General features: G+C 43.8%; 12 protein-coding genes. 8 read left to right on the forward strand and 4 right to left on the reverse strand.

The window, feature by feature from the left end; genetic code table 11:
- Nucleotides 1-5: 5 nt before the first annotated feature.
- Together EDC41_RS00150 and EDC41_RS00155 are read left to right on the forward strand one after the other, a co-directional pair.
- Complete coding sequence (locus EDC41_RS00150; RefSeq protein WP_020831017.1) at nt 6-1,316, forward strand: anaerobic C4-dicarboxylate transporter; 1,311 nt, start codon at nt 6-8, stop codon at nt 1,314-1,316.
- A 177-nt stretch (nt 1,317-1,493) separates the two neighbouring features.
- The gene (locus tag EDC41_RS00155; RefSeq protein ID WP_020831018.1) at nt 1,494-2,945 is read left to right on the forward strand and encodes an NAD-dependent succinate-semialdehyde dehydrogenase; all 1,452 of its coding nucleotides are present in this window, start codon (nt 1,494-1,496) and stop codon (nt 2,943-2,945) included.
- A 75-nt stretch (nt 2,946-3,020) separates the two neighbouring features.
- Here EDC41_RS00155 and iolB read toward each other — a convergent pair whose 3' ends face one another.
- A complete protein-coding gene (gene iolB / locus EDC41_RS00160; protein ID WP_006251500.1) occupies nt 3,021-3,845 on the reverse strand; it encodes a 5-deoxy-glucuronate isomerase in 825 nt (274 codons plus the stop codon).
- Between the two features lie 218 nt (nt 3,846-4,063).
- Between iolB and EDC41_RS00165 the strand changes: the two genes are divergently transcribed.
- From EDC41_RS00165 to EDC41_RS00190, 6 genes are all read left to right on the forward strand, one after another.
- Nucleotides 4,064-5,575 carry a CoA-acylating methylmalonate-semialdehyde dehydrogenase gene (locus EDC41_RS00165; RefSeq protein WP_006251499.1) on the forward strand — a complete coding sequence of 504 codons (1,512 nt, stop codon included), beginning with the start codon at nt 4,064-4,066 and terminating at the stop codon, nt 5,573-5,575.
- Nucleotides 5,576-5,906: 331 nt separating this feature from the next.
- Complete coding sequence (locus EDC41_RS00170) at nt 5,907-6,845, forward strand: sugar ABC transporter substrate-binding protein (RefSeq protein WP_006250061.1); 939 nt, start codon at nt 5,907-5,909, stop codon at nt 6,843-6,845.
- A 50-nt stretch (nt 6,846-6,895) separates the two neighbouring features.
- Entirely contained in the window at nt 6,896-8,440 is a 1,545-nt protein-coding gene (locus EDC41_RS00175; protein ID WP_006250060.1) for a sugar ABC transporter ATP-binding protein, read from the forward strand.
- An 11-nt stretch (nt 8,441-8,451) separates the two neighbouring features.
- On the forward strand, nt 8,452-9,480 hold the full coding sequence (locus EDC41_RS00180) for an ABC transporter permease (RefSeq protein WP_006250059.1): 1,029 nt from the start codon (nt 8,452-8,454) through the stop codon (nt 9,478-9,480).
- Nucleotides 9,481-9,610: 130 nt separating this feature from the next.
- Nucleotides 9,611-10,744, forward strand: coding sequence for a Gfo/Idh/MocA family protein (locus EDC41_RS00185; RefSeq protein ID WP_006250058.1), 1,134 nt, complete (start codon nt 9,611-9,613; stop codon nt 10,742-10,744).
- Nucleotides 10,745-10,813: 69 nt separating this feature from the next.
- A complete protein-coding gene (locus EDC41_RS00190; protein WP_020831019.1) occupies nt 10,814-11,233 on the forward strand; it encodes a hypothetical protein in 420 nt (139 codons plus the stop codon).
- A gap of 378 nt (nt 11,234-11,611) precedes the next feature.
- Here the strand turns inward: EDC41_RS00190 and iolG are convergent, their stop codons facing one another.
- The 3 genes from iolG to iolD form a co-directional block, all read right to left on the reverse strand.
- Complete coding sequence (iolG, locus tag EDC41_RS00200; protein ID WP_006250055.1) at nt 11,612-12,622, reverse strand: inositol 2-dehydrogenase; 1,011 nt, start codon at nt 12,620-12,622, stop codon at nt 11,612-11,614.
- 1 nt (nt 12,623) lies between these two features.
- Entirely contained in the window at nt 12,624-13,520 is an 897-nt protein-coding gene (gene iolE / locus EDC41_RS00205; protein WP_006251495.1) for a myo-inosose-2 dehydratase, read from the reverse strand.
- A 126-nt stretch (nt 13,521-13,646) separates the two neighbouring features.
- A complete protein-coding gene (gene iolD / locus EDC41_RS00210; RefSeq protein ID WP_006250051.1) occupies nt 13,647-15,581 on the reverse strand; it encodes a 3D-(3,5/4)-trihydroxycyclohexane-1,2-dione acylhydrolase (decyclizing) in 1,935 nt (644 codons plus the stop codon).
- Nucleotides 15,582-15,597: the final 16 nt, after the last annotated feature.

The raw sequence follows: 15,597 nt of genomic DNA on the forward strand, positions 1-15,597 counted from the left end.
TGGATATGATTTATGCAGAAATCTTTGTGGTACTTGCTGCAATCTATTTAGGACTGCGTTCTGGGGGCTTAGGAATAGGACTATATGGTGGTTTAGGGCTTGCGATTCTAACTCTAGGTTTTGGTTTACCTATGGGTTCTATTCCAGTTGATGTAATGCTGATTATTATGACTGTTGTAATAGGTGCTGCTGTGTTACAAGCAGTAGGAGGTATGGATTTACTTGTTCGTTATGCGGAAGTATTGATGCGTAAAAATCCTAAATATATTAACTTTATTGCACCGATGATTACTTGGTTAATGACGATTATGGCTGGTACAGGTTTTATCGTCTTTTCTACCTTACCTGTGATTGCAGAAGTGGCAAAAGAGAGTGGTATTCGCCCTTCAAGAGCATTAGCCGGCTCGGTTGTGTCTTCTCAATTAGCTATTGCAGGTTCTCCATTGAGTGCTGCAATGGCGGCTATGATAGCAGTAATGGAAAACAACAGTGTTACATTTTTTCAAGTAATAGCAGTATGCTTACCTGTTTCTTTTATTGCCTCTATGGTTGTTGCATTTGTTGCTTCTAAGCAGGGCTGTGAATTGCAAAATGATGTTGTTTATTTAGAACGTTTAAAAGCAGGAATCGTCAGCCCATCTCGTAAGTTAGCGAGTGAATCTACCTATTCAAAAGGAGCAAAACTATTGATTGGCATTTTCTTACTAGCAACTGTATTGGTTGTTCTACTTGCAGCCGTTCCAGGGTTAAAGCCAGTATATGAAAATGGGAAGTCAATGAGTACCCGAGATATAATTATTGTGATGATGTTAGCCTCTTCGTGCTTAATGATGTTGGTAGGAAAAATTAAACCTGATGCGATTGTGGCTAGTCCAATTTTCCGCTCAGGAATGACTTCTATTGCGGTAATTATCGGGATTGTTACATTAGGTATGACTTTTGTCGATGCACATTTAATAGAAATTAAAGCCTCTATTGGAAATATTTTAACTGAATATCCAATGTTGTTAGCTGTAGTACTCTTTTTTACTTGTGCATTACTTTATTCACAAGGGTCAACTTCTGCTCTTATTATTCCATTAGCAGTAAGCTTGGGGATCCCTAACTGGGCAATTTTGGCTTCTTTCATTGCAATTACAGGCATTTTTATCCTGCCAACCTACCCAACTTCATTAGCAGCGATGGAATTAGATACTACGGGTTCAACTCGTGCTGGCAAATATATTATAGATCATCCGTTTATGCTTCCAGCTTTAGTTGGGGTTGCTGTTGGGCTTGCTTTTGGATTCGTATGGGCTCCAATGATTGTATCTTAATTATTAAATATGTAGAGAATTTAAGTTAATTCTCAATAATAAATGGCTGCACCTTAGAAGAACGCTTGTCTAAGGTGCTTTATTATTGAGTAAAAAGTTATTTTTCAGCTCTTTTCTCTTTACTGAAATTGGATTATAGTCAACATTGTTCTCTTTTTAACCATTCAAGGAGTGATTATGCCAAATCACAAATTTTTGCTACTCCGTTTCCAAGCCTATATTAACGGTAAATTTGTTTCAAGCCAAAATGGGAAAACCTTTACGGTACAGAATCCGACTAATGGTGAGAAAATCGGTGAGGTGGCTGATTTAGGCACGGAAGAAACCGCTCAAGCGATTGAAGCAGCCGCAGTTGCCCAGAAAAAATGGCAGGCATTATTGCCCAAAGAGCGTTCCGTGATTTTGCGTAAATGGTTTGAGCTGATTATGCAAAACCAAGAAGAACTCGCCCAGATTTTAAGTCTAGAACAGGGTAAACCATTGGCAGAAAGTCGAGGCGAGATTGCCTATGGAGCCAGTTTTATCGAGTGGTTTGCCGAAGAAAGCAAGCGGATTTATGGCGATGTCTTGCCACAAGATAAAGCCGGTCGCCGCTTGTTTGTGACTAAACAACCCATTGGCGTGGTGGCAGCAATTACACCGTGGAATTTCCCAAATGCAATGATTACCCGTAAAGCGGCACCGGCGTTAGCGGCAGGTTGTGCGATTGTGATTAAACCGGCGGCAGAAACCCCGCTTTCTGCCTTAGCATTAGCCCAATTAGCGGATCAAGCAGGTATTCCCAAAGGGGTATTTAACATTATTACCAGTAGCGATGCCGAAGGTATAGGGCGGGAGTTGAGCACTCATCCGACCGTACGCAAACTCACCTTTACCGGCTCCACCCGTGTCGGCAAAATTTTAATGCAACAATCGGCAGGGACGGTAAAAAAATTGGCATTGGAGCTAGGCGGTAATGCACCGGCGATTGTGTTTGATGATGCGGATCTAGATACAGCGGTTGAGGGCGTGTTTGCCTCTAAATTCCGTAACGGTGGGCAAACCTGCGTCTGTGCTAACCGAATTTATGTGCAAGCGGGCATTTATGAGCAATTTCTTGCAAAATTGAGTGAGAAAGTGGCTCAAATCAAGCTTGGCTCGCCATTTGAGGAAGAGGTCACGATGGGTGCACTAATTAGTGAACGAGCGGTGGAAAAAGTCGAAAGCCACATTAACGATGCCCTTTCACTTGGGGCAGAACTGGTGTTAGGCGGTGAACGCCACGCACTGGGCGGCACATTCTTCCAACCAACTATTCTAAAAAATGTGACTCAAGAAATGAAAGTTGCCCGTGAGGAAACCTTTGCTCCCCTTGCCCCGATTTTCAAATTTGAAACCGAAGAAGAGGTTATCCAGTGGGCGAATGATACTGAGTTTGGTTTGGCGGCTTACTTATTCAGCCAAAATATCGGGCGAATTTGGCGAGTGTCGGAACAGTTGGAATACGGTATTGTCGGGATTAACGAGGGGATCATCAGTAACGAAATAGCCCCATTCGGCGGCTGGAAAGAGTCCGGGCTTGGGCGGGAAGGTTCGAAATACGGTATTGAAGAGTTTTTAGAAATAAAATATCTTTGTATGAAAGTATAACCGAATGGGACGCCAAAAGCGTCCCATTTTTAATCCCTTATTTTGTAAAAAATTGGTGGAAAAAGACCGCTTGTATTACTCAAATTTGGCTTTATAGGTTTCACTGTTCACCCAAAGATGATCTTGTTCCCAAGTAAATTTCCACTTGCGTACCGGCCCTGCCATAACATTTAGGTAATAATTATTATAGCCTGCAATGGTAGCAACAGGGTGGTAGCCACGAGGCACTTTAACCACATTTTTATCATACACCGCCATACATTCATCAAGTGTGCGATCATCGGTATAAACCCGTTGCATTGCAAAACCTTGTGGTGGATCGAAGCGGTGGTAGTAGGTCTCTTCCAAATAGGTTTCTTCGGTAGAGTGTTTGTCATCGTGCTTGTGGCTTGGGTAGGAACTGGTATTGCCTTCATCGGTAAAGACTTCCACCACCAGCAAACTGTCGGCTGGTTCGGTTTCCGGCAGAATATTATGCACCAAGCGTTGATTGTTGCCAAAGCCCCGTTTTTCCACACCGATATGGTTCGGGCTAATCAAACGCACCGGATAGTGACCTTGACTTGGTGCTTTGCACACTGCTAACTCTAAATTGAGTTCAGTTTTAATCAACACGCTTTTGTGTGGCGGAATATAGACCGCATAAGGCGGAATTTTTTCAAATGGTGTGGTACGGTTGCCGATATTTTCAAAGGTATAATCATCAACATAGACAGAACCAAAACCGGTCACAAAGACTAGACAAAGTTCATTTTCACCACTTTCCAGCGTAATTTGTTGCTTACTGAGCTGATAAACATCAAATCCAACATATTCCCACTGTGCATTTTCAGGGGTAATGTGTTGAATTAATCCCTCAGGTTGGCTGAAATTGGGTTTAGACAATAATGGACTAGACATAGGAAACCTCGCTTAACGAAATGGAATACGTCTTCAAACTATACGAAATTTTATCGCATTTTAATACAGGCAATCTGTAAACTTGCTACTTAGATCACAAAAATGAAATAAATTTTTCATTTTTTAGTATTGTGTATTGATATTTTCCATTTTTAGCGGTAGTTTATCGGCTGTATTTTATCCGTTTTTCCTCTCAATCAGTTGATAAGGAGCCTCCAATGAGCCAATTTGTCCAAAATTTTATTAACGGTGCAGTCGTTGAAAGCCAAAGCCAGCGTGTTACCTCGGTATTTAATCCCGCAACCGGTGAAGAGACCAAAAAAGTCAAATTAAGCCTGCCAAACGAAGTCGATGCAGCGATTGCAGTGGCTGATCAGGCTTTCAAAAGCTGGTCGCAACAATCACCACTACGCCGTGCCAGAATTTTATTTAAATTCAAAGAGTTATTGGAAGCAAACTTTGATGAGTTGGCTCGTTTAATCAGCTCAGAACACGGCAAAATCTATTCCGATGCGATTGGCGAATTAACCCGTGGTTTAGAAGTGGTGGAATTTGCCACCGGTATTCCACACTTACAAAAAGGTGAGTTCTCTGCCAATGCAGGGCGTGGCATTGATATTCACTCAATCCAGCAACCGTTGGGCGTAGTGGCAGGCATTACCCCGTTCAATTTCCCGGCAATGGTACCGATGTGGATGTTCCCAGTGGCACTTGCTTGCGGTAACACTTTCGTTTTAAAACCGTCTGAAAAAGACCCAAGTGTGTCTATTCGCTTGGCAGAATTATTAAAAGAAGCCGGCTTGCCGGACGGTGTATTCAATGTGGTGCAAGGTGATAAAGAAGCGGTAGATATTCTTTTAACCGACTCTCGCATTCAGGCGGTGAGTTTTGTCGGCTCAACTGCAATTGCACAATATATTTATGAGAAAGGCTCAGCAAACGGCAAACGGGTTCAAGCCTTGGGCGGTGCGAAAAACCACGCTTTGATTATGCCGGATGCTGATGTACAAGGCACAATTAATGCCTTACTGGGCGCAGCATTTGGTGCAGCCGGTGAACGTTGTATGGCACTATCGGTAGCGGTAGTTGTTGGTGATGAATTAGCCGATAAAATCATTGAAGAGCTAATTCCTAAGGTCAAAGCATTGAAAATCGGTTCAGGCTTACTACCACAAGGCGTGCTTGAAAATGATATGGGGCCGGTGATTTCCAAAGAGCATAAAGCCAAAATTGAGAGCTATATCGATCAAGGGGTGGCACAGGGGGCGAAACTCTGTGTCGATGGTCGAGGCTATAAAGTCGAAGGGTTTGAAAACGGTTACTTTGTCGGAGGTACGCTGTTTGATAACGTGACACCTGAAATGACCATCTGGCAAGATGAAATCTTCGGACCGGTTCTCTCTGTTGTGCGTGTGAAAGATTATGCCGAAGGGATCGCACTCATTAACAGTCACCAATACGGCAATGGTAGTGCAATTTTCACCGCAGATGGCGATTCAGCACGTCAATTCACCCAAGATGTACAAGCCGGTATGGTGGGCGTGAATATTCCAATTCCTGTGCCAATGGCGTTCCACTGCTTTGGCGGTTGGAAAGCCTCTATTTTCGGGCCTCTCAATGTGTACGGCACAGACGGCGTGCGTTTCTACACCCGTATGAAAACCATCACAACCCGTTGGCCGGACAGCTCGGTGCGTAGCCAAGCGGCATTTAATTTCCCAACCTTATAATAACGAGTACATTTCTTTTTTGAGTGTTTAGCGGTGAGAAATCACCGCTTTTTTATTGGTTTTCATCTCACAAGCGGTCATTTTTATTCAAATTTTTGCAAAAAAGCGACCTGTTTTGACCGCTTGCATTTATCTCTTCCTAAAAATGTGATCTACGTAACAAATTTGAAACAAAGCATTTGGTTTGGAAAATTTTGAATGATATATTCTAAATTGAAAAATTTATTTCATTGAGGTTTATTATTGAAATAAGACTTAAGTTTCCTTCGCAGTTTGAAGTAACATTGGCAATATTCGCCGTCAATTCCCATCTTAAAAAGAGGATTTTGTAATGAAAAAGCGTATTAAATTTGTATTGAGTGCTTTAACGTTAGGCTTAGCAATGAACAGCTTTGCGAAAGATGAGCTTGTGGTATTTAGCTTACCGAACCTATCCAGCCCGTTTGAAGTTCAACTACAAAAAGTAGCGGTAGAAACCAGTAAAAAGTTGGAGATCAAATTGCAAGTATTAGACGGGCAAAGTTCTTCTACTAAGCAGGCTTCTGACTTAGAAAATGCAATTACCCGTGGTGCTAAAGGCATTATCATTTCCCCGAATGATGTGAATGCGATTTCAGGTGCAGTGGAAGAAATTATCAAAGAAAAAATTCCTGCTGCGACATTAGACCGAAAAGTTGAAAGCAGTAAGCCGGTTCCACACTTTGGGGCAAATAACTACACAGGCGGTCAAGAAGTCGCAAAAGCAGTGAAAGCCAAATACCCGAATGGGGCAAAAATTATTCTTTTAACCGGCCAGCCGGGTTCAACCTCTAACATTGAACGTACCAAAGGTATTCGTGATGAATTAGCTGCCGGTGGTGACAAATATAAAATCGTGGTTGATCAAACCGGTAACTGGCTCCGTTCTGAGGGATTACGCATTATTGAAAGTGTGTTACCAACCTTAAAAGAGAAACCAGAAGTGATTATTTCAGCGAATGACGATATGGCACTTGGTGCGATTGAAGCATTGCGTAGCCAAGGTTTGAAAGCCGGCGATATTTTAGTAACCGGCTTTGACTCAACCCCTGAGGCTCTTGCACGTGTGAAAGATGGCTGGTTGTATCTCACCGCTGACCAACGCCCAAGTTTTGCGGTAAGCACCGCATTAGAGCAAGTGGTTGGCAATATCCGTGAGAGCAAAGAAGTGAGCGGTGCGGACTATCCGCCAAAAATTATCCTGAAAGATAATCTGCAAGAAGCAGAACGTTTTGCAGAAATCAGCGAATAATTTATCTGCCTTCCGGCTGAGGCCGGAGGGCGTTTTTTTACGGAGGTTGTATGTCTACTCCCTTACTTGAAGTGAAAGATCTGACAAAAAGTTTCTCTGGTGTTATGGCACTCAATGGCGTGAAACTGACTGTGGGAAAAGGCGAAGTTCACGCATTGTTGGGTGAAAACGGTGCAGGAAAATCGACCTTATTAAAAGCACTTTCAGGCGCTCAGCCACAAACAAGTGGCGAAATTATCTTTAACGGTGAAACCTTAAGTTTGAGCGATTCCCCGTTTGATCGCCAACTCAAAGGCATCGTAACGATTTATCAAGAATTTAACTTGTTACCGAATATGACGGTTGCTGAAAATTTCTTTTTGGGCAGAGAGCCGGTGAAAGGTTTATTCGTCAATGAAAAAGCGGTGAATGAGGAAGCACAATTAGTGCTGGATAATCTCGGCTTAAATATCAAACCTGACACCCAAGTTTCCCGTTTAAGTGTGGCACAACAGCAGATGGTCGAGATTGCCCGTGCAATGACCTTAAACGCTAAGTTGATTATTATGGACGAACCGTCCGCTGCCTTAAGTGATAAAGAAGTGGAAACACTACACCAAATCGTGCGTGATTTAAAAAGCCGTGGCATTAGCGTGATTTATGTGACCCACCGCTTAAACGAAGTGTTTGCCCTATGCGACCGTTTCACCGTTTTCCAAGACGGGCGCTATTCTGGTGAGGGTGAAGTCAAAAATGTGAATGTCGATCAAATTATTAAAATGATGGTAGGACGTGAAGTTGCCTTTACTCGCCGTCCACCAGAAGAGACTCACCATACCCACCGACCAATACGTTTAGCTGTGAAAAATCTGCATCGGGAAAAACCGGCATTCGATCCACACGGCATTGCTCTCCACGGTGTCTCTTTTAACATTCACGAGGGTGAAGTATTAGGGATCGCCGGCTTAGTTGGCGCAGGGCGAACTGAAATTGCCCGTTGCTTGTTTGGGGTAGAAAATTATACGGCTGATGAAATCAGCCTAGACGGTAAGCCTTATGCTGCCACCTCGCCGTTAGATGCTTTGGAAAAAGGGGTTGCCCTTGTGCCGGAAGATCGCAAAAAAGAGGGCTTAGTTCTCGGTTTACCGATTAAAACCAATATGACCCTGCCGATTTTAAGCAAATTATTGAAGGGTAACTTGTTTGTCGATAATCAAAAAGAAGATGATTTAATCGAAACCTACCGCCAAGCGTTACGCATCAAAATGGCAAGTAGCGAACTTGAAGCCCGCAAATTATCGGGTGGTAATCAGCAAAAAGTGATTTTAGCCCGTTGTATGGCACTCAACCCGAAAGTACTAATTGTTGATGAGCCGACACGAGGTATTGATGTTGGGGCAAAATCTGAGGTTCACCAAGTGCTGTTTGATATGGCAAAACAAGGTGTTGCGGTATTAGTGATTTCCTCCGATTTACCGGAAATTATGGCGATTTCCGACCGCATTATCACTCTTTCCGAAGGTCGGGTAACTGGCGAAATTCACGGCGATGATGCCACCGAAGAAAAATTAATGTCAATGATGGCTGTTGGCGTTCAGCGTAAAGCGGCAGCATAAGAGAGGTTTGTATGACAACGCAATTTCTAAAAAATATGGGTATGGTCGATGACAAAGGAAAAATCGATTTTATCGCCTTCTTTGAACGTTTCGGCGTACTGATTTTCTTGATCTTACTGATTATTTTCTTCACTTCACAAAACGGGGCATTTTTATCGCAACGCAACATCTATAACGTTTTAACCGAAGTGTCGATTTTCGGCATTATGGCGGTAGGAATGACTTTCGTCATCTTAACTGCAGGGATCGATCTCTCTGTCGGCTCAATCCTTGCTGTTACCGCAATGTTCGCGGCCTATATTATCAAAGGCGATAATACGGTAACGCTAGAAGCCGGTGCTTGGGGCGGAATGAGCTGGCTGATAGGTTTGAGTATCTGTTTAGGTTTAGGCACTTTCATTGGTTGGTTACACGGCTTAGGCGTCACTAAACTCAAACTGCCACCGTTTATTATCACGCTTGGCGGTATGACAATTTGGCGTGGTTTAACACTTGTGTTAAATAACGGCTCGCCAATTGCCGGATTTGACGAAGGTTACCGCTGGTGGGGACGTGGCGATATTTTAGGCGTACCGGTGCCGGTAGTGATTTTTGCCGTAGTCGCCATTATCGGTTACTTCGCATTGCATAAAACCCGCTGGGGACGCTATGTGTACTCGGTAGGTGGCAATCCGGAAGCAGCCCGTTTAGCCGGTGTGAATATCAACCGTACCTTAGTCAGTGTTTATGTGGTGATCGGAGCATTGGCAGGACTTGCCGGTTTCATTCTCTCCGCCCGTTTAGGCAGTGCCGAATCCGTTGCCGGCGTTTCTTTTGAGCTACGTGTAATTGCCTCAGTGGTTATCGGCGGAACTTCCCTAATGGGGGGATACGGACGAGTCACAGGCACCATCATCGGCTCCATTATTATGGGTGTATTGATTAACGGTTTAGTACTAATGGACGTTTCCGCTTACTACCAACAAATCATTATGGGCTTAATCATCATCCTTGCCGTTGCCTTCGACACCTATGCGAAGAGCAGACGAGGAGCATTATAGATAGCTAACACAAGCGGTCTGATTTTGTAAAAATTTTGCAAAACCAGACCGCTTTCTTATAGGGTGCGTTTGCCAATGCACTGAAAATTCTAATGGTGCGTTAGCAAACGCACCCTACTGGGATAGTATTATGAAAACCATCAAAATCGGCTTAGTTGGCACCGGCTATATCGGTCGCTGCCACGCCATTGCCTACGCTCAAGCCCCAACCCTGTTTCCACTTAAAGGCAAAATCCAACTGGAATACCTTGCCGAAATCAACCAAGCATTAGCCGATCAAAAAGCCCGAGAATTTGGCTTTCAGCGTGCTACTGACGATTGGCGAAAATTGGTTACCGATCCGAATGTCGATGTGGTGGACATTTGTACACCAAATTTTCTGCACAAAGAAATTGCCTTAGAAGCGATTAAACACGGCAAACACGTCTATTCAGAAAAACCGCTTGCACTCACCGCCCAAGATGCCAAAGAAATGGTGATTGCCGCTCAACAAGCGGGAGTTAAAACCTTGGTCGGTTTCAACTATATCAAAAATCCAACCACCCAACTGGCTCGCCAAATTATTCAAAACGGCGAAATTGGTGAGGTGGTGCATTTCTACGGCACGCATAACGAAGATTATCTCGCCAACCCTAATACCCCGATTGATTGGCACTGCTACAAAGCCAAAGCCGGGCTTGGTACGTTGGGAGATTTAGCCGCACATATTGTCAGTATCGCACACTATTTGGTTGGTTCAGACATTGAGCGTGTTATCGGCGATATGCAAACAGTGATTGAAGAACGCCCTAGTCCGCACAATCCAGCAGAAAAAATCAAAGTAGAAAACGAAGATCAGGCAAGTAGTCTCATACGATTTGCTAATGGGGTAATGGGCACGCTCGAAAGCTCCCGCATTTCCTGCGGGCGTAAAATGGGGCTGACCTATGTCGTTACAGGTACTAAAGGCACGCTCAGCTATACCCAAGAACGAATGGCAGAACTCAAACTCTATTTGCACGATGACGATAAATCCCGCCAAGGATTCAAAACCATTTTAGTCGGCCCGGAACATCCCGACTACGCTGCTTTTTGTGTGAGTGCCGGTCACGGCATCGGTTTTAACGACCAAAAAGCGGTGGAAATCCGTGACCTCATCAACGGCATCGCCGCTGATGACCCGATGTATCCCGATTTTGAAGAAGGCTATAAAATCTCCAGAGTATTGGAAGCGATAGCAAAATCGGCGGAGGAGAAAAGGTGGGTGGAGGTGAGTGAGATTTAATAATTACATTAAAATAGAAACGTATCTCAAATTGGTTGAGGTACGTTTTTTTACATTTAAGGAAAAATTATGAGTTCAATTAAAGAAATTTTTAGCACAAAAAACAGCCCTATCAATGTTCTTATGCAAACAGAATGGTTTTTAGGCTTCATATTGATAGTTGTTTATTTGGATGCTTACTTCCAACTTGTTCATCAAGTGCCTATCTATATTGCGATACAGCAAAAGGAAATATATCTCACAAAAACCATTGATTATATTGCAGCAATTTTCTTTTTTTCAGTTACATTTACCGCATTATTTACAATGATGCGTTTATTACATATTTTTATTTTATCAGACCTTCTTGATAAAATAGGATGTAACACTTATGAGCTGCCTAAAATTGAAGATATACACAAATACGAAATGCTTTCAATATTAAAAATACAAGCAGCTAAGGAAAATAATGCAGAGTTGAGATACTATGTGAAAAAGAAGAAAAAATGAGAGTCAGAATATCAATATCTCGACGTTTTTTAGGTATTATCTTCTTTTTGATTATTCATATCTGTTTGGCAAAAGAATGGGGGAATTACCCTCTTGGGATTAGATTCACTTTTGAATATATTGGAATGCAAACAGAAAATTTTAAATATTTTATTGGTATTGTATTAACTCTTTTGATAATTCCAGCCTTCTATTTATTTAAACAATCAATAAAAATTGAGCACGATTATATTTATTTCCCAAAAGATAATAAATAAAAACTCAAACGGTCAGTTTTACAAATTTTTCTGCAAAATGCTTGCGTTTGAACATCGGCTATGCCGATGGCACGAAGTGCGAGTGTAGCGAGTAAAACCGACCGCTTGTATTTATGATCAATTACGCCACTTCACTCAATTTCACTGGTCGGTTTTCTTCCAGTGATTTTTTCGCAGCTAAGGCAATAAGTACCGGTTGTAAGCCGTCATTGCCGTTTACTAACGTTGGTTTGTCGTTTACCACAGAATCTACGAAACAGCTGATTTCATCGGCGAAAGATTGCATATAACGTTCTAAGAAGAAGTATTTTGGTTTTTCCGCCACCACGCCGTTTTCACCTGAGAATACGGCAGTTGAGCCGGTATCATTAGTGATATGGATTGCCCCTTTCGAGCCGAACACTTCCGCACGTTGGTCGTAGCCGTAGGCAGCTTTGCGACTGTTGTCGATTACGCCGATTGCTCCGTTTTTCAGTTTCAACGTGATAACGGCAGTATCAATATCGCCCGCTTTGCCGATTTCAGGGTTTACTAATACGGTGCCGACTGCAAACACTTCTTCCACTTCGCTGCCGGATAAATAACGAATCATATCGAAGTCGTGAATGGTCATATCAAAGAACATTCCGCCGGAGACTTTCACATATTCGATTGGCGGGGCTTCCGGATCACGAGAGGTTACTCGGATAACGTGCGGTTCGCCGATGTCGCCTGCCGCCACACGGTCTTTAATCGCCTTGAAGTTGTGGTCGAAGCGGCGGTTAAAGCCCACTTGGAATTTTACACCGGCTTTTTCGACTGCACTCAATACTTCACGGATTTTAGCTGGGTCTGCATCTACCGGTTTTTCACAGAAAACGTGTTTGCCAGCCTGTGCTGCCTCAATCGAAATCGGAGCGTGAGTGTTGGTGGAAGAGCAGACCAATACCGCATCAATTTCCGGATCTTGCAGGATTTTTTTATAGTCATCATAAACTTCCGGAATACCCATCGATTTTGCCCAAGCGGTCAATTCTTCGGTAATTTTTACATCAGAGATTGCTTTGATTTCAGCACCTTTGACATATTTGCTAATACTTTCAGAATGCACACGTCCAATACGGCCTGCACCAATAATACCTACTTTTAACATATTAAACTCCTGCGGTTTCACGGATATATTTTCTGCCTTTGAGGGCGTATTCAAACGGGTTGGCAAGTGCCGGATCTTGTTCGGCTTCTACAACCATCCAGCCTTTGTAGTCGTGTTTTTCTAAAATATCGAAAATCGGACGGAAATCAATGACACCATCGCCCGGTACAGTAAAGGTGCCTTTTTTCACGCCTTCTAAAAAGCTTAAATCTTTTGCTTTTACTTCCGCCACGACTTCATCACGCACATCTTTTAAGTGAACGTGGATAATACGGTCGATATATTTTTCCAGTACGCCGAGCATCGCTTTTTGGCAGCCTTCGGAATAGTACAAATGCCCTGAATCGAACAACAGATAGACATCGTCATTCACTTCTGCCATATAGCGATCGACCTCTTCGGGTGTTTGAATACCGGTTCCCATATGGTGATGCAGGCAGACTTTCATTCCTTTTTCGGCGGCAAGTTTCGCCAATTCGTTATAGCCTTCTGCCATACGTTTCCAATCTTCATCGTTGAAAATCGGTTTTTCTTTGAACACAGATTTGGTTGTGCCTTGAATACTACGGCTCTGTTCGGAACAGCCGATCACTTTTGCCCCCATTGCATGCAAGAAATCACGATGTTTGATGAACTCGGCAATGGTCTCTTCCCGTTTACCGTCCACAAAGAAGGTGCTGAACCACGCATTACAGATTTGAATGCCACGCACGTCCAGTTTGTGTTTTAACACGGCAACATCACGCGGATATTTATTACCCACTTCACAGCCCGTGTAGCCGGCAAGTGCCATCTCACTCACACACTGCTCGAAAGTGTTTTCCGCTCCCAGTTCCGGCAGGTCATCGTTCGTCCAACCGATTGGGGCAATGCCTAATTGAATGTTTTCAGCTTTCATAGAGAAACCTCGTTTGATTTATAGAGATAAATTTGGATGCAAGCGGTTATTTTTATCAAAAATTTTGCAAATTTGACCGCTTGATATTCTCCCCTCGTAGCTCAAAGTGGGGAGTTGTTTTTTTAACTAATACTTCCGAGCCTTAGCTAACTGCTCTTCGGAGCGTTGGCGGGCTTGTTGAATACGCTCGCTCTCTGACACTTCCGCGACACCAACGTGCCACCAGCAGCCATAGCCGTGAGCCATTGTTTTCGGCAACACTTTAATATCGATTAAGGTAGAAACGGTCTGTTTTTTCGCATCATCAAGGGCGGCACGCAATTCGGCTTCGTTAGTTACCCGATAGGTTTTGCAGCCGTATGCTTCGGCGTTTTTGGCAAAATCAATCGGCACTAAACCGCCGTTGAGTTGGTTAGTTTCGCCATTGCGGAAGCGGAATTCCGTACCGAAACTGTCCATACCGTTGCCGATTTGCAGGTTGTTGATACAGCCGTTTGCCATATTGTCGAACAGCACCACGTTGATTTTTTTGCCCTCTTGAATTGAGGTCACTAATTCGGTGTGTGCCATTAAGTAAGAGCCGTCCCCCAGCAAGGCATAGACCTCTTGTTCGGGGCGGGCAATTTTCACGCCGACTGCCGCACTCACTTCATAGCCCATACAGGAGTAGCCATATTCAAGGTGGTAAGTCTCTTCACCTTTACTTAACCAAGTGCGTTGTAAATCACCCGGCAAACTTCCGGCGGCGGCAACAATAATCGCATTGTTATCAATGGTTTCATTCACAATACCCAGCACTTGGGTTTGGGTGAGCTGGGAACCGGTGAGCTGAATAAATTCATTGTGAACCGCTTTATGATCAAGATTATCGTTAATTTCAGGGGTGAAATCAGGGTGATATTGCACAGCGCGCAGGCGTTGAATTTCATCAGCAAAATCCGCTTTCGCCTGTGAAATTTCATTCTCCCATTGAGCTTGATAATCAGTAGGAATGGCTTGGCTTAACGCCTCTAATGCAGTTTTTGCATCGGCAACCAGTTGCACGCCGTCTAATTTGTACGCATCAAAACGTGCCACATTAATGTTCAAAAACTGCACGTTTGGGTTTTGGAAAATCCATTTGGAAGAAGTCGTGAAGTCGGTGTAGCGTGTACCAATGCCAATCACTAAATCCGCTTCTTTTGCCAGACGGTTTGCCGCTAAACAACCGGTTTCTCCCACTCCGCCTACATTCAATGCGTGATCGGACACCACCGCACTTTTACCCGCTTGGGTTTCAGCAAATGGAATGCCGAACTGTTTAGCAAATTTTTGCAGAATTTGACCCGCTTGCGAGTAGCGAACACCGCCACCGCAGACAATCAGCGGTTTTTTCTTGGTTTGAATTAATGTTACCGCTTGCTTAATCATCGCTGTTGTCGGCGGTGTACGCTCTAAGCGATGCACTCGTTTTTGCAGGAAGCTGTTCGGGAAATCAAAACTCTCCGCTTGTACATCTTGCGGCAGAGCAATGGTGACAGCACCGGTTTCAGCAGGGTCGGTCAGCACACGAAACGCATTGATACAAGCACTCATTAACTGCTCAGGGCGTTGCACTCTATCCCAATATTTACTGACGGCACGGAACGCATCGTTAGTGCTAATGCTTAAATCGTAAGGTTGTTCGATTTGTTGCAGTACCGGATCCGGCTGGCGGGTCGCAAACACATCGCCCGGTAATAAAAGAAGAGGAATACGGTTCGCTGTTGCCGTTGCCGCAGCCGTAACCATATTTGCCGCCCCCGGCCCGACCGAGGAAGTACAGGCAATAATTCTTTGACGCAGATTTTGCTTAGCAAAGCCCATCGCCAAATGTGCCATACCTTGCTCATTTCTGCCTTGGTAGAGCGTTAAACCACCGGCATTTTGAGCAAGCGCCTGACCTATTCCCAGCACATTGCCGTGGCCGAAAATAGCGGCAACACCGTGAACGAATTTAATCTCTTTGCCGTCCACGTCTAAATATTGATTATCCAAAAATTGCACTAACGCCTGTGCAACCGTTAAACGAGTAGTCTGCATAAAGCCTCCTCTGGCT

It is taken from the genome of Mannheimia haemolytica (assembly GCF_004342115.1).
Taxonomy (GTDB): domain Bacteria; phylum Pseudomonadota; class Gammaproteobacteria; order Enterobacterales; family Pasteurellaceae; genus Mannheimia; species Mannheimia haemolytica.